At 68.4% G+C, this 22,488-nt stretch carries 23 protein-coding genes and 1 tRNA gene; 8 read left to right on the top strand and 16 right to left on the bottom strand.

Going from position 1 to position 22,488, the window contains the following annotated elements; genetic code table 11:
- Window positions 1–24: 24 nt before the first annotated feature.
- The 8 genes from KIH31_RS13575 to KIH31_RS13540 form a co-directional block, all read right to left on the bottom strand.
- A complete protein-coding gene (locus KIH31_RS13575) occupies window positions 25–420 on the bottom strand; it encodes a barstar family protein (RefSeq protein WP_214427656.1) in 396 nt (131 codons plus the stop codon).
- Window positions 417–920, bottom strand: coding sequence for a ribonuclease domain-containing protein (locus KIH31_RS13570; RefSeq protein ID WP_307857649.1), 504 nt, complete (start codon window positions 918–920; stop codon window positions 417–419). The genes KIH31_RS13575 and KIH31_RS13570 overlap by 4 nt, the downstream gene beginning before the upstream one ends.
- A gap of 33 nt (window positions 921–953) precedes the next feature.
- A complete protein-coding gene (gene glgX, locus KIH31_RS13565) occupies window positions 954–3,047 on the bottom strand; it encodes a glycogen debranching protein GlgX (protein WP_214427654.1) in 2,094 nt (697 codons plus the stop codon).
- Window positions 3,048–3,169: 122 nt separating this feature from the next.
- Window positions 3,170–4,162 carry a 23S rRNA (guanosine(2251)-2'-O)-methyltransferase RlmB gene (gene rlmB, locus KIH31_RS13560; RefSeq protein WP_214427653.1) on the bottom strand — a complete coding sequence of 331 codons (993 nt, stop codon included), beginning with the start codon at window positions 4,160–4,162 and terminating at the stop codon, window positions 3,170–3,172.
- Window positions 4,152–5,594, bottom strand: a complete 1,443-nt coding sequence (cysS, locus tag KIH31_RS13555) for a cysteine--tRNA ligase (RefSeq protein ID WP_214427652.1) — start codon at window positions 5,592–5,594, stop codon at window positions 4,152–4,154. The genes rlmB and cysS overlap by 11 nt, the downstream gene beginning before the upstream one ends.
- A gap of 65 nt (window positions 5,595–5,659) precedes the next feature.
- Window positions 5,660–6,151 carry a 2-C-methyl-D-erythritol 2,4-cyclodiphosphate synthase gene (ispF, locus tag KIH31_RS13550; RefSeq protein WP_214427651.1) on the bottom strand — a complete coding sequence of 164 codons (492 nt, stop codon included), beginning with the start codon at window positions 6,149–6,151 and terminating at the stop codon, window positions 5,660–5,662.
- A gap of 13 nt (window positions 6,152–6,164) precedes the next feature.
- The gene (ispD, locus tag KIH31_RS13545; RefSeq protein WP_214427650.1) at window positions 6,165–6,962 is read right to left on the bottom strand and encodes a 2-C-methyl-D-erythritol 4-phosphate cytidylyltransferase; all 798 of its coding nucleotides are present in this window, start codon (window positions 6,960–6,962) and stop codon (window positions 6,165–6,167) included.
- 309 nt (window positions 6,963–7,271) lie between these two features.
- Complete coding sequence (locus KIH31_RS13540) at window positions 7,272–7,754, bottom strand: CarD family transcriptional regulator (RefSeq protein WP_214427649.1); 483 nt, start codon at window positions 7,752–7,754, stop codon at window positions 7,272–7,274.
- Window positions 7,755–8,017: 263 nt separating this feature from the next.
- On the opposite strand from KIH31_RS13540, the gene KIH31_RS13535 reads away from it, so the two are divergent.
- Entirely contained in the window at window positions 8,018–8,611 is a 594-nt protein-coding gene (locus KIH31_RS13535; protein WP_307857648.1) for a hypothetical protein, read from the top strand.
- Between the two features lie 79 nt (window positions 8,612–8,690).
- Here the strand turns inward: KIH31_RS13535 and KIH31_RS13530 are convergent, their stop codons facing one another.
- Entirely contained in the window at window positions 8,691–9,371 is a 681-nt protein-coding gene (locus KIH31_RS13530; protein WP_214427648.1) for a response regulator transcription factor, read from the bottom strand.
- Window positions 9,368–10,594, bottom strand: coding sequence for a sensor histidine kinase (locus tag KIH31_RS13525; RefSeq protein WP_374224878.1), 1,227 nt, complete (start codon window positions 10,592–10,594; stop codon window positions 9,368–9,370). Before KIH31_RS13525 ends, KIH31_RS13530 begins: the two co-directional genes overlap by 4 nt.
- 174 nt (window positions 10,595–10,768) lie before the next feature.
- Here KIH31_RS13525 and phoU point away from each other — a divergent pair, with 174 nt between their 5' ends.
- The gene (phoU, locus tag KIH31_RS13520) at window positions 10,769–11,431 is read left to right on the top strand and encodes a phosphate signaling complex protein PhoU (protein WP_214427647.1); all 663 of its coding nucleotides are present in this window, start codon (window positions 10,769–10,771) and stop codon (window positions 11,429–11,431) included.
- A gap of 76 nt (window positions 11,432–11,507) precedes the next feature.
- On the opposite strand, the gene KIH31_RS13515 is transcribed toward phoU, so the two are convergent.
- Window positions 11,508–12,257, bottom strand: coding sequence for a phosphoglyceromutase (locus KIH31_RS13515; protein WP_214427646.1), 750 nt, complete (start codon window positions 12,255–12,257; stop codon window positions 11,508–11,510).
- Between the two features lie 107 nt (window positions 12,258–12,364).
- Here KIH31_RS13515 and KIH31_RS13510 point away from each other — a divergent pair, with 107 nt between their 5' ends.
- Complete coding sequence (locus KIH31_RS13510; protein WP_214427645.1) at window positions 12,365–13,168, top strand: class I SAM-dependent methyltransferase; 804 nt, start codon at window positions 12,365–12,367, stop codon at window positions 13,166–13,168.
- Window positions 13,169–13,220: 52 nt separating this feature from the next.
- Here KIH31_RS13510 and KIH31_RS13505 read toward each other — a convergent pair whose 3' ends face one another.
- Both KIH31_RS13505 and KIH31_RS13500 read right to left on the bottom strand, forming a co-directional pair.
- Window positions 13,221–13,559: a DUF2516 family protein gene (locus KIH31_RS13505; protein WP_307857647.1), complete on the bottom strand. Its 339-nt coding sequence runs from the start codon at window positions 13,557–13,559 to the stop codon at window positions 13,221–13,223.
- Window positions 13,560–13,618: 59 nt separating this feature from the next.
- Window positions 13,619–14,773 carry a PLP-dependent aspartate aminotransferase family protein gene (locus tag KIH31_RS13500; RefSeq protein ID WP_214427643.1) on the bottom strand — a complete coding sequence of 385 codons (1,155 nt, stop codon included), beginning with the start codon at window positions 14,771–14,773 and terminating at the stop codon, window positions 13,619–13,621.
- A gap of 134 nt (window positions 14,774–14,907) precedes the next feature.
- Here KIH31_RS13500 and tmk point away from each other — a divergent pair, with 134 nt between their 5' ends.
- From tmk to KIH31_RS13485, 3 genes are read left to right on the top strand one after another with little or no spacing between them, the layout of a single operon-like run.
- Window positions 14,908–15,543: a dTMP kinase gene (tmk, locus tag KIH31_RS13495; protein ID WP_250546000.1), complete on the top strand. Its 636-nt coding sequence runs from the start codon at window positions 14,908–14,910 to the stop codon at window positions 15,541–15,543.
- Entirely contained in the window at window positions 15,540–16,682 is a 1,143-nt protein-coding gene (locus KIH31_RS13490) for a DNA polymerase III subunit delta' (RefSeq protein WP_214427641.1), read from the top strand. The genes tmk and KIH31_RS13490 overlap by 4 nt, the downstream gene beginning before the upstream one ends.
- Window positions 16,683–16,707: 25 nt before the next feature.
- Window positions 16,708–18,267: an alpha/beta hydrolase gene (locus KIH31_RS13485; RefSeq protein ID WP_214427640.1), complete on the top strand. Its 1,560-nt coding sequence runs from the start codon at window positions 16,708–16,710 to the stop codon at window positions 18,265–18,267.
- A 21-nt stretch (window positions 18,268–18,288) separates the two neighbouring features.
- Here KIH31_RS13485 and KIH31_RS13480 read toward each other — a convergent pair whose 3' ends face one another.
- Window positions 18,289–18,993, bottom strand: coding sequence for an HAD-IA family hydrolase (locus tag KIH31_RS13480; protein ID WP_214427639.1), 705 nt, complete (start codon window positions 18,991–18,993; stop codon window positions 18,289–18,291).
- 535 nt (window positions 18,994–19,528) lie between these two features.
- Between KIH31_RS13480 and KIH31_RS13475 the strand changes: the two genes are divergently transcribed.
- Window positions 19,529–19,601: transfer RNA gene (locus KIH31_RS13475), tRNA-Thr, on the top strand.
- 85 nt (window positions 19,602–19,686) lie between these two features.
- On the opposite strand, the gene KIH31_RS18415 is transcribed toward KIH31_RS13475, so the two are convergent.
- Window positions 19,687–20,247, bottom strand: coding sequence for a M15 family metallopeptidase (locus KIH31_RS18415; RefSeq protein ID WP_214427638.1), 561 nt, complete (start codon window positions 20,245–20,247; stop codon window positions 19,687–19,689).
- Between the two features lie 103 nt (window positions 20,248–20,350).
- Window positions 20,351–20,722 carry an STAS/SEC14 domain-containing protein gene (locus tag KIH31_RS13465; RefSeq protein ID WP_307857646.1) on the bottom strand — a complete coding sequence of 124 codons (372 nt, stop codon included), beginning with the start codon at window positions 20,720–20,722 and terminating at the stop codon, window positions 20,351–20,353.
- Between the two features lie 208 nt (window positions 20,723–20,930).
- On the opposite strand from KIH31_RS13465, the gene KIH31_RS13460 reads away from it, so the two are divergent.
- Window positions 20,931–22,310 carry an Nramp family divalent metal transporter gene (locus KIH31_RS13460; RefSeq protein ID WP_214427637.1) on the top strand — a complete coding sequence of 460 codons (1,380 nt, stop codon included), beginning with the start codon at window positions 20,931–20,933 and terminating at the stop codon, window positions 22,308–22,310.
- The last annotated feature ends 178 nt before the right edge of the window (window positions 22,311–22,488 follow it).

Below are 22,488 nucleotides of genomic sequence, written 5' to 3'. Positions count from 1 at the left end.
CCGGTGCCGGGCCCCGGACCGGACTCAGTCGTCGACCAGCAGCACCTGCAGCGTCCGGCGCGGCCCTGCGCCGCCTTCAGCTCCGGGTGCTGCTGCCGGGTCCGGACGGCGGGAGTAGTCCTCCGTGTCCGCGAGCAGGCCCTTGATCAGGACGAAGCTGCGCGTGCGCCGGAAGGCCGGGGAGACCCGCCAGACTATCGTCGTGCCGCCCTGCGAGCCGTCCACGACGTCGGCCAGGCAGTCGGCGAGCGCGTCGAGGTTGTGGCCGAAGTGCCTGGGGAAGTCCAGCGACTGCGCGAACTGCTCGAGTACCTGTTCCTTGGTGTCCGCCGGGTCCACCACGAACACCCGGGCGCCGGCGCTGCGGGCCTGCTGCGCGGCGTCGTCGGCCGACGTTCCGGCGCCGTGGAGGTCTTTCACTGGCCCTCCAGGATAAAGAAGAAGCTCACGTAGTGGTCGGCGGTGTAGTACTTGTCGCCGCCAGTGCCGGCGATGATCCTCCGTGCGCCGCGGTCCGGGGAACCCGGAGTGGGGACGGTGTACTCGTGATAGTAGCCGCGGGCTCGGCGGGGCAGCAGCCCCTCGAGGTTCCCGAAGACCACCCCGTCCCTGGCGTACGGGTACGGTCCTCCCTGCCGGATCAGGACCAGCGTCCGCCGTCCCTCCGGCGGCAGCGCGGATTCCTTTACCGGGGGCAACGACGACGGATTCGCCGTCGCCGGCTTTGAGGGGGACGGCGATGGCGCGGCTGTCAGCGACGGGGAGGCCGCCGGAGGCGCCAACGCCGTCCCGCGTGAACCGCCGGGGGCGCCGGGGGCGCCGGGGGCGCCGGGGGCGAAGAAACCCAGCAGCACGGCCAGCAGCGCAACGGCTGCCAGTGCGGCCAGCCCCGCAGCCACTCTTGCTGATTGTCGGCGCACGCCTGCCATTGTGCCAGAGCCCGCCGCGTTGGCTCAGGCGCGGTAGACGTTGATCGAGAACGCCTCGACCAGGTCCCGCTCGCCGGCCGCGACGCGCACGCCCTGGCGCCGCTCGTGAAGCGGGCTTGTGGTGAGCCGCAGCTCGAATTTGGCCGGGCTGGTGCCGGCATCGTTGGTGAAGACCGGGAGCGTCACCTGCAGGTCAGCTCCGCTGCCGTTGACGACCACCAGGCCGTCCAGGTGCCCGTCCTGCGAGCCAAGGACAAGCTGGACCACCCGGTTCCCGGGGTCGTTCCAGCGGTCCATGCCCATCGCTTCGCCGTGTTCGTCGAACCAGAAGAGGTAGGAACTGTCCTTCCGGGCCGGGTAGGAGTACGGCTGCGCAGCCAGGAACTCGCGCCGGACCCGGATCAGCCGTTTTGTGCTGCGCAGCATGTCGTGCGCCCGCTTGTCCAGCGTCCAGTCCATCCAGCTGATCTGGTTGTCCTGGCAGTAGGCGTTGTTGTTGCCGTGCTGAGTCCGGCCGAGCTCGTCGCCCGCGGTGAGCATCGGCACCCCGAGGGAGAGCATCAGCGTGGCCATCATGTTGCGGCTGGTCTGCGCCCGGGCAGCCAGGATCTCCTCGACCTGCGTGGGGCCCTCGACGCCGTGGTTGTAGCTGTGGTTGTCGTTGTGGCCGTCCCGGTTCTCCTCGCCGTTGTCCTCGTTGTGCTTGCGGTCGTAGGACACGAGGTCCGCCAGGGTGAAGCCGTCATGGGCGGTGATCATGTTCAGCGAGGCCAGCTGGCCGCGGCCGGAGGCGGCGAAAAGGGCCGCGGAGCCGGAAAGCCCGTCGGCCAGGCGCGCCACCGATGATCCCAGGCCCCCGCCTTCGAGGGACCCGCGGTCCGAAACCCAGAAGGTGCGCACGTTGTCCCGGAAGTGGTCGTTCCAGTCCACCCATCCGACCGGAAAACGTCCGGTCTGCCACCCGCCGTACCCGACGTCCCACGGCTCGGCGATCAGCTTCGTCCCGGACAGCGCCGGGTCCGCTCCGACGGCGACAAGGAACGGATGATGCGGGTCGAACTCGTTGGCCGCGTTGCGGCACAGCGTCACGGCCAGGTCGAAGCGGAACCCGTCGACGTGGAACTCCTCCACCCAGTAGCGCAGCGAGTCCAGCACCAGCTGGACCACCCGCGGTTCACTGAAATTGAGGCTGTTGCCGCAGCCGGTGGTGTCGATGTACCGGCCGTGCCCGTCCACGCGGTAATAGCGCTGCTCGGCCAGGCCACGCCAGCTCAGCGTCGGCAGGTCCCTGCCCGCCTCGGCCGTGTGGTTGTAGACGACGTCGAGGATCACTTCGAGGCCTGCCTGGTGAAGCAGCTTGATCATGCCCTTGAACTCGTCCTGCACCGCGTGCGGGCCGGCAGCCCGGGCCCTTTCCGTCGCGTAGGACGGGTGCGGGGCGAAGAAGCCGATCGAGTTGTACCCCCAGTAGTTGGTCAGCCCCAGCCCCTTCAGGTGCGGCTCGTCCAGGTGGTAGTGAACAGGGAGCAGCTGGACTGCGGTCACGCCGAGCGAGACCAAGTACTCGATCATGGCCGGATGCGCCATGCCGGCGTAGGTGCCCCGCAGCTCGGCGGGGATGTCCGGGTGCAGCTTGGTCATGCCCTTGACGTGGGCTTCGTAGACGACGGTGTTGCGCCAGGGTGTGCGGGGCGCACGGTCGTTCCCCCAGTCGAAGTCCCTTCCGACCCGCACCGAGGTCAGCTGCCCGGCGCGCTCGTCAATGGCCCGCCCGTAAGGGTCCAGGAGAAGCTGGACCCCTTCGGCGTCGGGGTTGGTGACCTCGGCCCCCGCTGGGAGGAATCCGTACCGCGTGCCCGCGGGCATGATGGGGACCAGTCCGTGGTGCACCCCGTCGCTGTAACCGGGCAGGACCATCTCCCGCCACGGTTCGCCCGGCGCCTGGAACACAACCTTCAGTGCCGCGTGGTCCGGGGCGTAAACGGCGACGTTGGCCGCGTCCGGCAGCCGGAAAGCAGGAACGTGGCGGTGGCCGGCCGGGCTGACCCCCAGCGGATAGGCGAACGAGTGCTCCGCACTGGGCACCTCGCCGTCGCCCGGCTCCAAAGTTTCCGTCATGACCATCTGGTGGAACCTCATTACCACTGCCCCTGGGGCAACCGAGTGTACGGCCGCAGTCTATTGCCGGTAGCTTAGCGCTTCACCGCGACGTTCCTGTAAGCGGTGACCCGCCGGAACGGTCAGTCCTTGCCGGACCTGCGCCGCGAAACCTCGTAGAGGCTGATGCCGACCGCCATGGAGGCGTTGAGCGACTCCATGGCGGAGTCGATCGGGATCGAGACAATCTGGTCGCAGTTCTCGCGCACCAGCCGCGAAAGGCCTTTGCCTTCGGATCCGACGACGATGCAGACCGGCTCCCGGGCCAGCGTCAGGTCCGGCAGCGACACGTCGCCCTCGCCGTCGAGGCCGAGCACGTAGATTCCCATGTCCTTGAAGGTCTTCAGGGTGCTGTTCAGGTTGGCGGCCTTGGCGACCGGGACGCGGACCGCCGCGCCGGCACTGGTCTTCCACGCCGAGGCGGTCATGCCCACAGAGCGGCGTTCCGGCACCACCACGCCGTGCCCGCTGAACGCCGAGGCGGAACGGATGATCGCGCCGAGGTTGCGCGGGTCGGTGATTCCGTCCAGCGCCACGAAGAGGGGCGCGTTGTTGATGTAGCCCTTCTTCCACTTCTCGATGGTCTCCTGGGCCAGGTCCACGGCGTCCGGGTACTCGTAGGGCGGAATCTGCAGGGCCAGGCCCTGGTGCACGGCGTCGCCCGTCAGGCGGTCCAGTTCAGGCTTGTGCACTTCCATGACGGGCACGTTGCGGTCCGCCGCCAGCTGCAGCGACTCCCGGACCCGGTCGTCCATCTCGATCCGGACGGCGACGTACAGCGTCTTCGCGGGCACGTTGGCGCGCAGCGCCTCCACGACGGAGTTGCGCCCGGTGACCATCTCCTCGGTGGGCTTGCCGCGCCGTCCGGCAGCGGCCTGGCGCAGGCCGCGGCTGGGCTGCTTGGCCGCCGAACGCGCCGCCAGTTCCTTGCCGCGGTAGGCCTTGTGGTACGGACGGTCCTCGGCCTTGGGGGTCGGGCCCTTGCCCTCGAGGGCCTTGCGGCCGTGGCCGCCGGTGCCGGTGGTCGGCCCCTTCTTTGCCTTGCGGATTGCTCCCGGACGTTGCTTACCGGCCATCATGTGCTCCCGTTCCAAGGCTCCAGTCGGCCCCGTCTGCTGTGTCTTCGACGCTGATTCCCGCGGCTGCGAGTGCATCGCGGATTCTGTCGGCCCGCGCCCAGTCCTTGTCGGCGCGTGCCTGACGGCGCTCGTCGAGGCGGGACCGCACCAGCGCGTCCAGCGCCCGGTGGGCGGCGCCGTCGCCGCCGGAGTCGCTCCAGTGCTCGTCAAGCGGGTTGATGTTGAGCACCCCGAGCATGGCGGTCAGGTCCGCGAGGGCCTGGCGGACGGCGTCGTCGTCCCCCGCCGCCAACGCGGTGTTGCCGGCGCGCACGCTTTCGTGCACGACGGCGAGCGCGGCCGGGATGTTGAGGTCGTCGTCCATGGCCGCTGCGAAGTATTCGGGGACAGCCCACTCCGCGCGGTCCGGTGCGGTCCAGCCGGAGCCAAGCTTGCGGGTGCCCTTGAGCATGAACCCTTCGATCCGCTCGACGGCGGCGGCCGCCTCGGTGAGCGACTCCGGCCGGTAGTCCAGGACTGAGCGGTACTGCGCCTGGCCGAGGTAGTAGCGGACCACCAGGGGCCGGGCCTGCTCGAAGAGGTCGCGCGGACCCACGGTGTTGCCGATCGACTTGCTCATCTTTTCGCCGGCGTAGGTCACCAGTCCGTTGTGCAGCCAGAAAGTCGCGAAGGCGCGTCCTGATGCCTGCGACTGGGCCATCTCGTTCTCGTGGTGCGGGAAGCGCAGGTCAAGGCCTCCGCCGTGGATGTCGAAGGCGTCGCCGAGGTACTTGCCTGCCATCGCAGAGCACTCCAGGTGCCAGCCGGGCCGGCCCGCTCCCCACGGGCTCGTCCACGCCGCCGACTCTGGTTCGGACTCCTTGTGCCCCTTCCACAGCGCGAAGTCGCGGGGGTCGCGCTTGCCCCGCGGGTCGGCGTCGGGCGCGTCCTGCATTTCCTCCACCGACTGGTGGGTGAGGGATCCGTACCGGCCCCAGGAGCGGACGTCGAAATACACATCCCCCGAGCCGTCCAACGCCGGGTAGGCGTGGCCGCCGTCGATGAGCTCCTGGATCAGGCGGTGCATCTCCGGAATGTGGCCGGTGGCCCGAGGCTCGTAGTCCGGGCGGCCGACGCCGAGCGCGTCGTAGGCGTCCTCGAAGGCCTGCTCGAACCGGTAGGCAAGGGCCCACCAGTTCTCGCCGCCGTCGAGGGCCTTGGCGAGGATCTTGTCGTCAATGTCGGTGACGTTGCGGATCACTGTGGTGCGGTAGCCGCTGTACTCGAGCCAGCGGGTCAGCTGGTCGAAGACCAGGGCCGAGCGGAGGTGCCCGATGTGCGGTTCGCCCTGCACCGTGGCACCGCAGTAGTAGACGGACGCCCTGCCCTCGTGGAGGGGGACGAAGTTACGGACTTCGGCCGTGGCGGTGTCATAGAAGCGCAGGGTCACTGCTCTAGATTAGCCGACTTGGCCTTTCGGCCTCCGAGCGGGGGCGCCGGCACCTTGGCGGAACCTCAGAGCGGAACGACGAGGGCGGTGGCCACCGCGGCGATGCCTTCATCCCGGCCGGCGAAGCCGAGCCGGTCGCTCGTCGTGGCCGAAACACTCACCGGGGCGCCGGCGGCCGCGCTCAACGCCGCTTCCGCCTCGGTGCGCCGGGGAGCGAATTTGGGCCGGTTGCCGACGAACTGCACGGCGATGTTGCCGATGCCGAAACCCGCCTCCCGCACGAGCCGGGCAGCTTCGGCGAGCAGCGTCGCCCCCGAGGCACCCTTGTATTCGGGCCGGTCGGTGCCGAAGTGGGTTCCGAGGTCGCCGATGCCGGCCGCGGAAAAGAGCGCGTCAGCCGCGGCGTGGGCGACGGCGTCCCCGTCCGAGTGCCCGGCCAGGCCGCGCTCACCGTCCCAGAGGAGTCCGGCGAGCCACAACGGCTGCGGGTTCTCTCCGGGGTCAAAGGCGTGGATGTCGAGGCCGATGCCGGTGCGCGGCAGCTTGGTCAGGTCCATTCCGGTACTCCCCTCAGCCTTCGACCCAGCGCGGGGCCCGCGGTCCTGCGAGCAGGGCCTCCGCGATCAGCAGATCGGTGGGCGTGGTGATCTTCAGCGAATGCGCCGAGCCGGGGACGACGTGCACCGGGATGCCGAGCGATTCCACCAGCATGGCGTCATCGGTGACTGCCGCGGCCTGTGCGTCGGTGAACAGCCCGGCGGCGTGATGGGCCTCGCGCAGCGTTGCCAGGTCAAAACCCTGCGGCGTCTGCACGGCGCGCAGCCGCTCCCGCGGGGTGGTCCCGACGACGATTTCCGGAGCGACGGCGGCGTCCGCGCTCTCTGAGCTCGCGACGGTCTTGACCGTGTCCACCACCGGGATAGCCGGGATGACGGCCTTGGCCCCCTGCCGGATGGCGTGGGCGACCCGGTGGAAGACACTGTCGGGAGTGAGGGCACGGGCGGCGTCGTGGACGAGCACGGCGGTGATGCCGGCGTCGAGCTGGCCAAGCACGGAGCGCACCGAGTCCGAGCGGGTGGCGCCGCCGTCGACGCAGCTGACTGTGGGCGAGCCTTCCGGAAGTGCCTCTGCAGCGCCGGCGCAGATCCGGCGCAGTTCCTCGTCCCCGCGCGGTACCGCGACGTAGATCTTGCGGGCCACCCCTGAGGCAGCCGCGACCCGCAGGGCGTGAACGAGCATCGGCTCGCCGCCCAGCGGCACCTTCGCCTTGGGCATGCCGTAGCCCAGCCGCTCGCCCGAGCCGGCTGCGACGATGACGATGGCGAACACGGGACGGGACGAGTCAGGCTCAATGGGCACGTTGCTCATGACCACAGCGTAGCGCCGGGCCGCCCGGACGCGCCTCCCGGACGCTACCCGACCGGCAGCGGGGGCTGCTCCGGACCCCCAAACCGCGGACCGGTGCGCGGACCCTGAACTTCGCGGGAGGAGGACAAAGCTCCGAAAGCGGCAGCTTCGCGCGCGGCACGGGCTTTCCACCTCCCCGCGCCGCGGCCCGGGCGACGACGGCGGCGGGCCCGGCGACGGCGAGGAGGCTCGGGGGACGGCGACCCGTCCCTTAAAACACAATGTCCCAGGCACCTGGGGTGCCCGGGACAGAATGAATAGCTCGGAAACTTAGGACGCGAGAACCTCGTCGAGGACCTCGGCCGCCTTTTCCTCGTCCGTCTTCTCAGCGAGCGCGAGCTCGGAGATCAGAATCTGACGCGCCTTGGCCAGCATGCGCTTTTCGCCTGCTGAAAGCCCGCGGTCGTGGTCGCGGCGCCACAGGTCGCGGACGACCTCCGCAACCTTGATCACATCGCCGGAAGCCAGCTTCTCCAGATTTGCCTTGTACCGGCGCGACCAGTTGGTGGGTTCCTCGGTGAATTCAGCCCGGAGGACGTCGAACACGTGCTCGAGGCCTTCCTTGCCGACCACGTCGCGGACCCCAACCAGGTCAACATTCTCTGCCGGTACTTCGATGGTCAGATCACCTTGGGCCACCTTGAGCTTGAGATACATTTTCTCTTCGCCCTTGATGGTGCGCATCTTGATCTCCTCGATCTTCGCTGCGCCGTGGTGAGGGTAAACAACTGTCTCGCCGACCTCAAATACCATGTGGATTTTCCCCTTTCCCACAGGCAAGTTTATCACGATTCGGATACCTACAGAATGCGTTTGTGCAGGTCAGAGGCCGGGCGGCGGTCCGCCGGACCCAAAATTGACCCTTGACGGGGCGCCGAAAAAGTGCATCGCGCGCGCCTGCACCGGCTCGGATGTGAACGTGCACACCGACACGGAGGCGGGAGTGGACGGCGAATAACGATAGGCTATGCGGTGACAGCCCTGAAGTGTTTTCCCCCTTTTGAGGAGTTACAAACGTGAGATTCGCCGCCATGACCCAAGCCCGGCGAGCCAGCGTGATTGCAGCGATCGGCGTCGGTCTGCTGTCAGTCACCGGCTGCGGCTACATCACGCCCCAGGAAACGACGAAGATCCAGAACGTCACTGACGGCATCAACGCCAACGTCGGGCCGCTGCAGCTGCGCAACATGGTGATCGTCTCCACCGGGGAGAACAAGCCGGGCCGCCTGATCGGCGCCGTGTTCAACTCCTCCTCCCAGAGCGTCACGCTGACGGTCCGCGGCGCGACCGGCTCAGAAACCTCGGTCCCGGTCAAGGCGAACGGCGAGACCCTCCTGACCGAGGCCTCCGATCCCGCGATGCTGAGCACCACCGGCGGCCAGCCCGGTTCCCTGGTGCAGTTGAACTTCTCCGAGAGCGGCACGAACCAGAGCCAGGACGTGAAGATCCCCGTCCTGGACGGGACGCTGAAGGAGTACCAGCAGTACCTGCCCACGCCCTCGCCGTCCGGCTCGGCCAAGCCGTCCAGCACCGAGAAAGCGTCCAGCACCGAGAAGGCAACCCCGGGAGCCTCCGAGTCCGCGACGCCGTCCCCGAGCGCTTCCAGCTAGGCTTCATGGCTTAAACAGGTGAGGGTCCCGCCGGCTGGCGGGACCCTCACCTGTTAAGCGTCAGGCGCGCGGCCGAGGCTTAGGGCTCGAACTTGTAGCCGAGGCCGCGGACCGTCACCAAGTAGCGCGGGTTGGAGGGGTCCGGTTCGATCTTGCTGCGCAGCCGCTTCACGTGCACGTCAAGGGTCTTGGTGTCCCCCACGTAATCCGAGCCCCAGACCCGGTCAATCAGCTGGCCGCGGGTGAGCACCCGGCCCGAGTTGCGCAGGAGCATTTCCAGCAGCTCGAATTCCTTCAGCGGCAGCGAGACCTGTTCGCCGCCCACGGACACCACGTGCCGCTCCACGTCCATTCGGACCGGACCCGCCTGGACGGTCGAGGTCATCAGCTCCTCCGGCTCGCCCTGCCGGCGCAGGACGGCCCGGACCCGCGCCACGAGTTCGCGCGAGGAGTAGGGCTTCGTGACGTAGTCGTCGGCTCCCAGCTCCAGGCCCACCACCTTGTCGATCTCCGAGTCCTTGGCTGTCAGCATGATCACCGGCACGCTGGAGCGCTGCCGCAGCTGACGGCACACCTCGGTGCCCGAGGTGCCCGGAAGCATCAGATCCAGCAGCACCAGGTCGGCGCCGGCCCGGTCGAATTCGAGCAGGGCGTCGGTCCCGTTGTCGACGACGGCGACTTCGAACCCCTCCTTGCCCAACAGGTACGACAGCGGGTCGCTGAAGGACTCTTCGTCCTCCACTATCAAGATCCTGCTCACGCAGTGACTCCTTGTTCGGGGACGCCGGAACCGGCGTCCTGCTTGTTCTCCGTGCCCTGAGCGGCACGCGGCCCGACGGCGGCAGTGGTGCCCGCTTCGCCCCGGTCCATCTCCGGCAGCCGGACGGTGAAAGTGGACCCCTGGCCCGGCTGGGACCAGACGCTCACTTCGCCGCCGTGGTTGGACACCACGTGCTTGACGATGCTCAGGCCGAGTCCGGTGCCGCCGGTGTGCCGGGAACGGGCGGCGTCCACGCGGTAGAACCGTTCGAAGACGCGCTCCTGTTCCTCTTCGGTCATCCCGTCGCCGCGGTCGGTGACGGAGACGGCGACGAGCCCGTCCTTCACCCGCACACCAACCCCCACAGTGGTGTTCTCCGGGGAGTAGCGGATGGCGTTGTCGATCAGGTTCCGGAAGGCAGTGACGAGCAGGTCCGCGTCCCCGAAGACGACGCAGTCGGCTCCGTTGCCGAGCACCACCCGGATGTTCTTTGCCTCCGCGGGGAGCTTGCAGCGGTCCACGGCTTCCGTCAGCACGGCGCCGAGCTGCACCGGATGGCCCTGCTGGACAATGTCGGCGCCCTGCAGCCGGGAGAGTTCGATGATGTCCTGCACCAAGGCCGCCAACCGTGCCGATTCCTTGTGCATCCGCTTCGCGAACCGGCGCACCGCTTCTTCGTCGTCGGGGGAGGCTTCGAGTGCCTCGGCGAGCAGCGAAATGGCGCCCACGGGCGTCTTCAGTTCATGCGAGACGTTGGCGACGAAATCGTTGCGGATCTCCTCGGTGCGCGTGATTTCCGTCCGGTCGTCGGCCAGGAGCAGGATGTACTCCTCCCCCAGCGGCGCCACCCGGACCTGCACAATGATGGCGCCCTGCCCGAAAGGTCCTCGCGGCAACTCCAGCTGGCGTTCCTCGATGACGCCGTCGCGGCGGACCCGGCCGGTCATTTCCAACAGTTGGCGGTGCACCACGGTGTGCCCGCGGACGAGGCCGTAAGCGTATGCGGCGGGGCTGGCCCGGACGACGCCGTCGACCGTGTCCACCACGACGAAGGCCTTGCCGACGACGGAGAGCACCTCCGCCGCGCCGTCCGGCAGGGTCGGCTCGCCGACGTCGACGATTTCCTTGCGCTGCCGCTCGCTGAGGTTGAAGGCGAGTACCCCGAACACGCCGAGCGCCAGGCCGACAATGCCGGCGATGACGCCGATGAGCACAGGATCCACGCCTCTAGCTTATGCTCATGAAAACGCCCGGGATCTGCAGGAATGACAATCCCGGCACGGTTCAACTAACGTTCATTTAACCGTGCCGGTCTGTTCACCTGGCACTGGAATTCTGGCCGGCAGGACTGTGGCAGCTCTGCTGTGGCAGAGGTACATCAGTGAAAGGACTTTTCCGTGCGCAAGGTATTCCAGGCCGAGCTGACCCAGGTTGGCGAAGAGCTGATCGAGATCGGCACCCTCGTCTCCGAGGCAATGGAGAAGGCCGTCACCGCCTTCGAAAGCGCTGACACGGAACTGGCGCAGGATGTGATTGCGGCCGACGCACGGATCGACTTCCTCCAGAACGACCTCGATGAGCGCGCCATCGACATCCTCGCCCTGCAGGGACCCGTCGCCAGCGACCTGCGCATGATCGTCGGCGCGCTGCGAATGAGCGCCTCACTGGAGCGCATGGGAGACCTGGCCCGGCATGTGGCCCAACTCGCCCGCCTGCGCTACCCCGCGAACGTCATTCCTGGCCCGCTGGCCGAGACGTTCCGGGAGCTCGCTCATCTGGACATCGACATCGCCAAGAAGGTCACCCGCCTGCTGGAGACCCGCGAACTGGCCCTGGCCACGGAGATCCAGTCCGCTGACGCCCGCGTGGACGAACTGCACCTGAGCGTGTTCAAAGCCATCGCCGCGGCCGACTGGGCTGAGTCCCCCTCGACGACGGTCGACGTCGCCCTGGCCAGCCGTTACTTCGAACGTTTCGCGGACCACGGGGTCTCGGTCGCCCGCAAGGTCACCTATCTGGTCACCGGCCAGTGGCAGCCCGAGGGCTTCACGCACCAGTAGCCGCAGGACACACCGTGCAGCAACACGAACGGCGGGGCGGATCCGAAAGGATCCGCCCCGCCGTTTGCTCTTACCGCTACTTCTTGCCCTGGTTCTTGACCGCTTCGATCGAGGCTGCGGCTGCTTCCGGGTCCAGGTAGGTCCCGCCGCGCTTGACCGGCTTGAGGTCCTCGTCAAGTTCGTACACCAGCGGGATGCCGGTGGGGATGTTCAGGCCGGCGATGTCCTCGTCGCTGATCCCGTCCAGGTGCTTCACGAGCGCGCGCAGGCTGTTGCCGTGGGCGGCGATCAGCACGGTCTTGCCCGCCTTCACGTCCTTGGAGATGTCCGATTCCCAGTACGGCAGCAGCCGGTTCAGCACGTCCTTGAGGCATTCCGTCCGGGGAATGTCGTTGCCGAGTTCGGCGTACCGCGGGTCCCCTACCTGGGAGAACTCGCTGTCGTCCGGCAGGGGCGGCGGCGGGGTGTCGTAGGACCGGCGCCAGGTCATGAACTGCTCCTCGCCGAATTCGGCCAGGGTCTGCGCCTTGTCCTTGCCCTGCAGCGCACCGTAGTGGCGCTCGTTCAGGCGCCAGCTGCGCTTGACGTCGATCCAGCCGCGGTCGGCGGCCGCGAGGGCCAGATTGGCGGTGTTGATGGCGCGCTTCTGGCGCGAGGTGTAGACAATGTCCGGCAGGAGGTTGTTCTCCACCAGCAGCTCGCCGCCGCGGACGGCCTCGGCGCGGCCCTGGTCGTTGAGGTCCACATCCACCCACCCGGTGAAGAGGTTCTTCGCGTTCCATTCGCTGTGGCCATGTCGCAGCAGAATCAACTTGTAAGTGGTCATGGCATAAGTCTGCCCCATCGGCCGAAGGGCCCGCACATCGCGGCCGAACTGTGAACGGTGGCACACCGTGCAAGGGAGGGGGCTTCCGTCCCGCTACGCTTAACGGCGTGCAGGGAGCGAGAACCAGACGGCCGGGACGGCCCGTCGGCACCGTGACCCGCGGCACCACCAACCCCAACCGCCTGCGCCGGGTGGACCGCTGGCTTGCCGGCCCGCAGGGCTGGCGCCTGAGGCGGCATGGTCGCCCGCTCGTCGTCGATCTTGGCTACGGGGCCTCCCCGACCACCGCCGTCGAACTCCACGAACGCCTCAGCCGCGTCCAGCCCGAGGTGCGGGTGGTCGGCATCGAAATTGAGCCCGAGCGCGTGCGTGCGGCCCTGCCGCTGGAGCGGCCGGGGCTCATGTTCCGGCAGGGCGGTTTCGAGATTCCCACCCGGCGGCAGCCCGTCGTCGTGCGTGCCTTCAACGTGCTGCGCCAGTACGACGAGGCGGAGGTGGCCGAGCACTGGGCGCTGGTGCAATCCAGGCTGGCCCCGGGCGGTCTGTTCGTGGACGGGACGTGCGACGAGATCGGCCGGCGGTCCTCGTGGGCGGCCCTGGATGACCAAGGGCCCGTCTCACTGACGATTTCGCTGCGTTTCGGTGCTTTCGTGCTGCCCTCCGATGTCGCCGAGCGGCTGCCCAAGGCGCTGATCCACCGCAATGTCCCGGGTGAGCGGATCCACGAGTATCTGCAGGCGCTGGACCGCGCGTGGCTGGAAGCTGCCCCGCTGGCATCCTTCGGCAACCGGCAGCGATTCGTCACCGCCTGCCGGACGGTCGCCGACGCCGGGTGGCCGCTGCTGGACGGCCCGGCACGCTGGCGGCTCGGCGAAGTCACCGTGGCCTGGGACGCTGTCGCCCCCGCCTAGAATGTCCTAGCCAGGGCATCCGCCTTGGGCAGCCGCCCTAAGCCGCGCCGGATCACCAGGGGCCGTAGGGACCCTGTGAGCCGCGGCCGCCGCGGCGAGCCTCCTGCACCGCCGGGCGCACGTCCGCGAGATACACGCCGGCCGCCGTCACGGCGGCGAGCTGGAAGAAGAGGGGAAGGACGTCAAGGCCGATCGGCCGCGGGTTGGTGAGGAAACCGGCCACGACGGCGGCTGCGGTCAGGCCGCCCCAGAAGCCCTTGGTCCGCTTGAACGCCCGCTGGAAGTCGAGCGAGCGCGTGCTCAGGCAGTGCACCAGGGCCCACACCTCGATGGCGGAGCACACCAGGGTCAGCAGCAGGTAGACCCAGTACGTCACAAGATTGATGAGCACACCCAAAGCCTAGCGGTTTCTCCCCCGCCGCAGGGCACGTGCCCGACGGCGCTGTCCGGCTACAGCGCGTCCAGCGCCTGGCGCAGGTCCGCCCACAGGTCCTCGACATTCTCGATGCCGACGCTGAGCCGCAGGAAGTTCGCCGGCACGGACGCCGGCTCGTTCGCATGGCGGCGGCGCCGCTCGATCAGCGACTCCACACCGCCGAGGGATGTCGCCGGCACCCAGAGCTGCAGGGCCTCCACGACCTTCTCCGCTGCCACTTGGCCGCCGGCCACCTCGATGCCCAGGATCGAACCGAAGCCGTCCATCTGTGCCTTGGCGCGGTCATGGCCGGGGTCCGTTGCGAGGCCGGGATAGCGCACGCCGTCCACCTGCGGGTGCTGCTGAAGCCGGAGGGCCAGCTCCGCGGCAGATGCCTGAGACCGCTCGATGCGCAGCGCCAGGGTACGCAGCCCACGCAGCGCGAGCCACGCCTCGAACGGCCCGGCGATCCCGCCATGGATGGACCGGTGGTGCAGCAGCTCCGCCCGCAGCTCCGCATTGGAGGTGACAAGGGCGCCGAGCACGACGTCGGAATGCCCGGCCAGGTATTTCGTGACCGAGTGGAGCACGACGTCGGCGCCGGCTTCCAGCGGCCGCTGCACCAGCGGCGTGGAGAAGGTGTTGTCCGCGACGACCAGGGCGCCGGCCGCGCGGGCCGCACCCGCCAAACGCGGCACGTCGGCAATCTCGAGCATCGGGTTGGTCGGACTCTCCAGCCACAGCATGCTGACCTGCCCCTCGGCCAGAACCGCCTCGACCGCCTCGGTGTCGGCGATATCCACGGTCTTCAGAATCAGCGCCCCGCGCTGCGCCAGTTCGGAGGCCATCACCAGCGCACCCTGGTAGCTGTGCCGGGGCATCACCAGCGTCCCGCCGGCCGGCACGAGGGACAGCGCCGAAGAGACGGCGGCCAGGCCGGAGGCGTAGAGCAGCGCCGGCAGTTCGGCGCCCTCGAGCTGGGCCAGGGCCTGCTCAAACGGGTCCCACGACGGGTTGGAGTAGCGCCCGTAGGCCCTGTCACCGTCGACCACGGTGCCCGTGCCGACATAGGTGGAGGACAGGACGATGGGCGGGTTCACCGGCGCGTCATGCTCGCGGGCGGGCCTGCCGGCGGAGACGACGACGGTGTCCGGAGCAAGCAGGAGGCGGGAGTCCTCGGCAGCATTCATGCCCCAAGGCTAGCCGGGGCGCAACGGTCCGGAAAACTAAATGTCGCTAGGCTGTTAACGTGACTCTTCCCAGCCAGCCGTCCGGCCTTCCTTCCGCCGGCTCCGTTCCCCCCAAGGGAGCCTCCGGGCGCGGCCTGTTCATCGCCTTCGAGGGCGGGGACGGGGCCGGAAAGTCCACGCAGACCGGGCTGTTGTGCCAGGAACTGACGCGGCGCGGCCTGACGGTGCTGGCCACCCGGGAGCCGGGCGGGACGCAGATCGGTGAGAAGCTGCGTTCCTTGGTGCTCGACCACGGGCACGGAGCCATTGACGCACGTACCGAGGCGCTGCTCTTCGCGGCCTCCCGCGCCGCCCACGCGGAGCAGGTGATCCGGCCCGCGCTCGAGCGCGGCGAAGTGGTGGTGACCGACCGCTACATCGATTCCTCGGTCGCGTACCAGGGCGCCGGCCGTTCGCTCGGGACCGGCGACGTGAAGGCCCTGAACGGCTGGGCCACCAACGGGCTCTGGCCGGACCTGACGGTGCTCCTTGACGTGCACCCGGCCCACGGACGGCACCGCCGCACCGCCGGCGCTGCGGCGGAGGACCGGCTGGAGTCGGAGCCGGATGAGTTCCACCAGCGGATCCGCAATGCCTTCCTCGACCTCGCTGCGGCCGCTCCCGAAAGCTATCTGGTGCTCGACGCGCACTCCCCCGTCGACCAGCTTGCCGCCGCCATCCTCGAACGGGTGGAGCAGCTGCTTGCCGGCCGCGGAAGCGTCGCGCAATGAGTGTCTGGGAGGACCTCTCAGGCCAGGCGCCCGTCGTCGAACAGCTGCGGGCCGCCGCCGCGGCGCCGGTCCCGAACCACGCCTGGCTCTTCACCGGTCCGCCCGGGTCCGGCCGTTCCAACGCCGCCCGCGCGTTCGCAGCTGGTTTGCTCTGCGAGCAGGACCGGCTTGAGGACCGCGGCTGCGGCCGGTGCCACGCCTGCCACACGGTGATGGCCCGCACGCATGCCGACGTGACCTTCGTGGCCACGGAGAAGTCCATCATCACCATCCAGGAGGCCCGCGAGCTGGTCACCAAGGCCCAGGACAAGCCGTCCTCCGGCCGCTGGCGCGTGGTAATCGTCGAGGACGCAGACCGCATGCCCGAGCGCACCACGAATGTGCTGCTCAAGGCCATCGAAGAGCCTCCAACCCGGACCATCTGGCTGCTCTGCGCCCCCAGCCCCGCCGACGTCCTGGTGACGATCCGCTCGCGGTGCCGGGCCGTGAGCCTGCGGGTCCCGCCGGTGGAGGACGTGGCCGACCTGCTGGTGCGCCGTGACGGCATCGACCCGGAGCTCGCGCGGGCTGCGGCCCGGGCCGCGCAGAGCCACGTGGGCGTGGCCCGAAGGCTGGCCCAGGACGAAGAGTCCCGGCGCCGGCGCGACCGGATCGTCCGCCTCCCGCTCGGACTCGACGGCGTCTCGGCCGCCATGGTGGCCGCCGCCAACCTGGTGGAGCTGGCCACCGCGGAGGCCGCCAGCTCGAACGAACAGCGCGACGCCGAGGAACGGGAAATGCTGCTGCGCTCGCTGGGGGCACCCGAAAAGGGCCCGCTGCCGCCGTCCATGCGCAGCCAGATCCGAGGCCTGGAAGAGGACCAGAAGCGCCGGGCCAAGCGCTCCGTGACCGACTATCTGGACCGGGCCCTGACGGACCTGCTCTCCTTCTACCGCGACGTACTGATGATCCAGCTCGGCAACGCCGTCGAACTGGTCAACGAGCCGCTGCGCGAGGACCTCTCGCGCTACGCGGGCTCCGGAAGGCCGGAAACCACCCTCGCCCGGATGGACGCGGTCAATTCGACCCGCAAACGGGTGACCACGACCAACGTCGCCCCTTTGCTCGCGGTCGAAGCCATGACCGTCAGCCTGTTGTAGACCGGCCGGACCCCAGGAGAACAGTGTGACCCCGCAGCGCCCCCATCGATCCCGCCCCGGACGCCGGTGGCGCGCCCTGGCACTCTCCGCGACCGCGGCAGCGGCCGCCGCCGTGCTCTCGGCCTGCAGCCTGCTCCCGGGCGGCACGCAGGGCGGAGCAACGACGACGCCGCAGGCGACCGCGGTTGCCGGAGCGCCGGAGGACCTCAAGCCGTTCTACTCGCAGTCGGTGGCGTGGAGCCCGTGCGAGAAGACGTTCCAGTGCGCCAAGGTCAAGGTGCCGCTCGACTACGCGAAGCCCGACGGCGGCAGCATCGAGATCGCGGCGATCAAGCTCCCTGCCTCCGGCCAAAAGCTCGGCAGCCTGCTCGTCAACCCGGGCGGCCCCGGCGCCTCCGGCTACGACTTCGTGCTGCAGGGCGCGGCGTCGAAGATCTCGCAGAAGGTGCGCCGGGCCTACGACGTGATCGGCTTCGATCCCCGCGGCGTGAAGCGCTCCGCCCCCGTGCAGTGCCTGGACGACAAGGGCCAGGACGCATACCGCGCGAAGATGTACGACCTGAACTCGGATGCCGACATGGCCCGGGCGAAGGCGGACGCGGACGCCTTCAACGCGCAGTGCAAGGCCAGGACCGGGCCGGTCCTCGGGCAGGTGGACACCATCAGCGCCGCCAAGGACATGGACATCCTGCGCGCCACGGCCAACGACGCGAAGCTGAACTACCTCGGCTTCTCCTACGGAACCTTCCTCGGCGCGACCTACGCGGAGCTGTTCCCGAAGAACACCGGCCGGGTGGTGCTCGACGGTGCGGTGGACCCGGCCCTGGGCAACGAGGAACTCACCCTCGGCCAGGCCGCCGGCTTCGAAAAGGCGCTGCGGAACTGGACCGCCAACTGCCTGAAACAGTCCGGGTGCCCGCTGTCCGGGACGGTCGACAGCAGCATCAAGGATATCCAGAACCTGCTCGACTCAATCCTGAAGCACCCGATGCGCGCCCAGGACGGCCGCGAGGTGACGGCGAACATGTTCGTCAGCGGCCTGATCGTCCCGCTCTACGACACCGCCACCTGGAGCCTGCTGGAACAGGCGCTGGGCGACGCCCTCAAGGGCGACCCCACCGCGATGCTCGCGCTCTCCGACTTCAGCGCCGACCGCGACGAGAACGGCCACTACACCTCGAATTCAAACGAGGCATTCACGGCGATCGGCTGTCTGGACTACCCGAGCGTGAGCGACCTGGCCGTGCTGCGCAAGGACCAAAAGGAGCTGATGAAGGCCTCCCCGACGCTGGGCTACTATCTGGCCGGCAACAACTGCCAGGACTGGCCCTACCCGCCCAAGAGCAAGCCGCACCGGATTACCGCCGCCGGGTCGGCGCCGATCGTCGTGGTCGGGACCAGTGACGATCCGGCCACGCCGTACCCGTGGGCGGTCTCGCTGCGCAACCAGCTCGCCTCGGGCGTGCTGGTCTCGTGGAAGGGCGACGGCCACACAGCCTACGGCCGGTCCAACACCTGCGTGGACAACGCCGTCGACGGCTATCTGGTGGACGGCAAGGTGCCGGCCGACAAGACCCAGTGCTAAGCCGGAGAGCTGGGCTTTCCGCTAGCTGACGGGAGCGGCCGCCCTCACCAAGGCCGGAACTTCGCGGATGGAGGGGACGACGTCGTCGGCGCCGGCCGCGCGCAGGGCATCCTCCCGGTGGGCCCCGGTGAGGACTCCGACGACGGCGCGTGAGCCCGCGCGGCGGCCGGCCAGCATGTCCGCGCTGCTGTCCCCCACGACGAGGACTTCCCGCACGTCCGGCAGGTCGAGGGCAAGGACGGCCGTGAGGATCATGTCCGGGAACGGGCGGCCCCGGCCGGCGTCGTCCGGGCACAGGCTCAGATCCGCCAGGCCCATCCAGCCGAGTGATTCCAGGATCCTGTTCTGAGTGCGACGGGCGAACCCTGTGGTCAGGCAGACCTGCATCCCGGCGTCGCGCAGTTCGCCAATGGCCGTCTCGGCCCCCGCCACGGCAGCAACCCCGGACTCCGCAATGATCCGGTCGTAGGCCGATTCGAACATGCTGTTGGCCCGCGCCGCCTGGTCACGGGGCAGCAGGTCGTTGAAGACGCTGATCCGGGCGGTTCCCATGGTCAGCCGGGCCCGCTCCATCATCGCGTCGTGGGCCGGGCTTCCGGCCGGAACACCCTGGGACGCGAATGCCTCCGCGAAGGCGCGTTCGACCAGACCGTCGTCGGCGATAGTCGTTCCCGCCATGTCCAGTACCGCCAGGCGCAGCGGCTGCTGCCCGCACTTTGTGGCCATTATCGGCGCACCTCCCTCGGCTGCGGCTGCCCTGCTGGCGCCGCGGTTAGGAAGAATGCTCGCCGCCGCCGCGGGCCGGCGGCTGAATCCGGCACGGACGCCGGATGAACAGAACTCAAACGTCCTCGCGGAGAGGGCTGGAGAAATTTCTTCCCGAAACCGCGTCATGGGCCGCGGGAACCGCGCTCTTAACTTCCGGAAGCAGACCAGACCGGGCGTTGACCTGACGCGAGCGGCGTTCCGCGGTGTGACAGTGGTTCTCTAGCCGGCCCCTGAAGGGAACGGATCGAGGACCGCCGCCACGCCGGCACGGGCCGGCCGCCACCGAGCGCAGAGACACTGCCGCGGTCGAACTGCTTCCGCGGGAGCCGCCACCCTGGCACCCGGGGAGGCTTAGCGGGCAGCTGGGGGCCCGCTAATCTTTCATGGTGCAAGCCGTGGCGGAGCCGCCGGGAGCTGTTTTGACCGTGCCCCGCGGCTCTTATACAGTTATCTCTTGCGTGACGGCGCCGGTACACTCCCGGCTCGACCGCAGGCCTCCTTAGCTCAGTCGGTAGAGCGTCTCACTCGTAATGAGAAGGTCGCCGGTTCGATTCCGGCAGGAGGCTCAGTTTTCAGGGGTTTTACATTCTTTGCCCTCACGCACGGCAAGCTTTGACTGCCGTAAGCGCTTGGGGAGGCAACCCGCAGCCCTCACCGCTGCAGTGGCCGGGCCCATTCGAAGTGGTGGTAATCGGGCCGTGCCCAGGACCCGCCCCACTCGAAGCCGAGGCCGGTGAGGAACTTTGTCAGCGGGTGGTCCGCCGTGAAGACCCCGGGGCGGTCTGCGCGCTCGATGTGGGTGGCCTCCGGGTACCAAACCCCGTCATGCGCGAGGTACGGGTTCAGCAACGGGTTGATGTCCACGGCCAGCCCCAGCGAATGCCGGGATACCTGATCGGTGCCGGCAATGGTGCGGTAGTTGAAGCCGGAGGAGTTGTTAGCCGCCATCGAGGCGTTGTCGTCGCCGCGGTAGGCCGGGTCGTCGATCGGCACCGCCTGCTGGATCGGGAAACCCAGCTCCCGCGCGGCGGCCATTCCTTCCAGCAGAGGGGACGCAATTGCCTTGTGGACGATGATCGTGCCCTGGTGGAGTGCTTCATCAAAGCCGAGATGGTCGAAGACAACAGCGCGAAGGTCGGAGACGGCGACGGGGCAGCCTTCGCGGTAGGTGTAAGGCAGCATGTCAGCGGTGATGTGCTGGACGTCGCTCACGTTAAATCCTTCCAGAACATGTTCGTTGACCCGGTCAATGCCCTTAGAGCGTAACCGTTCCGGAGATAGAACAATGTGGCCGGGGCTTTCACCCGTCGGTGCATTACGCCAGGGCCTGCAGCCAGGCCAGAGCGGCAGCGCGGGAGCTGAAGAACCGGTGCGGGTAGCCGGCCTCCTGCTCAACGGCCGCGGCAACGGCCCTGTCGACGTCGTTGGAACCCAGGACCGCGATGGCGCTGACGTGCGTGGCTTGGGCGAAAAGTCGCCGTGCGGCTGCAGTGATCACGACGTCGCTCATCTCCGAAAGCATCGGCATGGGCCGGCCGCCGGCCAATGCAGCGGCGGCATGGATGGCGTCCCGGGCCTCCTCGACGTCGACGGCGGACCCCGGTCGCCATAGCGACTCGATCACCCCGTTCCGCACGATCAAGGTGTTTTTCCCGTTCGCCGCGCGCAGCAGCTGTTCTTCGCCCACCTGTGTCCGATCCTGTCGCTGCTTGGCCCTTCCCCGCCGCGGCGGGTCCTTGCGAATTGTAGCGGCCGCCCACGTCCCCTCATCACTCGGGGAGGGCGCGACCCCGTCCAGGCGGCTCCGGGTTGACCACCTGCCGTGTACCCAGGGAGTGCCAACCTCTGGAATGCTAAGGTTGCTTACCGTTATCTGCAGCGGAGGAGGACAAACGGTGGCCGATCATCAGGATACGGGGCGGAATCCAGGACGCGCTCCGGATGACGGCTCGCGTTCGGGTCGGACGCTGGCCCACCCTGAGGCTCCCAGGCAACGGAGGCCGCGTTTACTGCGGCTGCTGGGTCCCGGACTCATCACCGGAGCGGCCGACGACGACCCCTCGGGCATTGCCACCTACGCCCAAGCCGGGGCCACCTTCTCCAACGGGATGCTCTGGACGGCACCCGTGACCCTGCCGATGATGGCAGTGATCCAGGAAATCTGCGATCGCACGGCCCTGGCCACCGGCGCCAGTCTCGGAACGCTCATACGTCGTAAATTCTCCCGCAAACCCCGGATCCTCATCGGCATCCTCGTCGTGGCCCTCCTGATAGCGAACACCTTCAACATCGCCGCGGACCTTCTGGCGATCGGCCAGGGAATGGAGCTTCTTGGAGCCGGCCCCGACCACATTTGGAGTGCGGTGGCCGGAATTGGCATTGCCATCACCCTGATGACCGGGTCCTTCTCCCTGATCGCCCGACTCTTCAAATGGTTATGCGTGGCCCTTCTGGCCTACGTCGCAGTGCTCTTTGCCGCCCACGTGGACTGGAAAGACGTGGGAGCAGGCCTGCTCGGCCTGCACTTCCAGTGGAGCTGGAAATACCTCGGCCTGTTGGTTGCCGTCCTGGGCACCACGATTTCCCCCTATTTGTTCTTTTGGCAATCCGCCCACCGTGTTGAAGAGATGCGTGCCGAAGACCTCGGCGGCAAAAGCCCCCTTGCTCTGCCGGACCGCGAGGACAGCGAAGCCCGCAGCAAGCTGCGCGCGGCGCGTGCGGACGTGTTCGTGGGCATGTTCTTCTCGGTGCTGGTCATGTTCGCCATCATGACCGCGACAGCGGCCACCCTCGGCAGAAACGGCACGGACATCAACTCCGCCGCCGATGCAGCAAAGGCGCTGGAGCCGGTCGCGGGCCCGGCCGCCAAAATCCTGTTCTCCATCGGCTTCATCGGATCCGGCATCCTGGGGATCCCCGTCCTGGCAGGATCCGCCTCGGTCGGACTCGCCGGACTCACCGGAACCCGGTGGGGCTTCGACCGCAGCCCCCGGAAGGCCAGAACCTTCTACATCCTGCTCGGCGTCGGGACCCTCGGCGGCGTCCTCATCGCGCTGTTCGTTGATAACCCCATCGGACTGTTGGTATTCACCGCAGTCCTCAACGGCATCGCAGCGGCCCCGTTCCTGGTCGTCACCATGCTCATCTCCGGCGACAAGAAGATCATGGGGCGATACGTCAACGGCCGCGTCGCCGCAACAGTCGGCTGGACCACCGCCGCCATCATGGCCGGAGCGGGCGTCGTGGGCATCTGGACAACCCTCAGCGGTTCCTGACGCGAGCAAACCTCACGCCGCCTCTCGCCTACCTTCGCTTACAGGAGGACAGGCGGGAAACTTGAGGCTTTCTTGCCGGTTCCCGGAGTGCCTCCGAAGCTTGGCTTGGAATCATGGCTGGCAGCCGGGACGGGAGGCCCTTTGAGACCGGGCAGTTCGTCCCGCCCCGGTTAGGTGC

The organism is Paenarthrobacter sp. DKR-5 (assembly GCF_018531425.1).
Lineage (GTDB): Bacteria > Actinomycetota > Actinomycetes > Actinomycetales > Micrococcaceae > DKR-5.
Note: the sequence above shows the minus strand (reverse complement) of the source record. Positions and strands in the feature narration are given on the sequence as shown.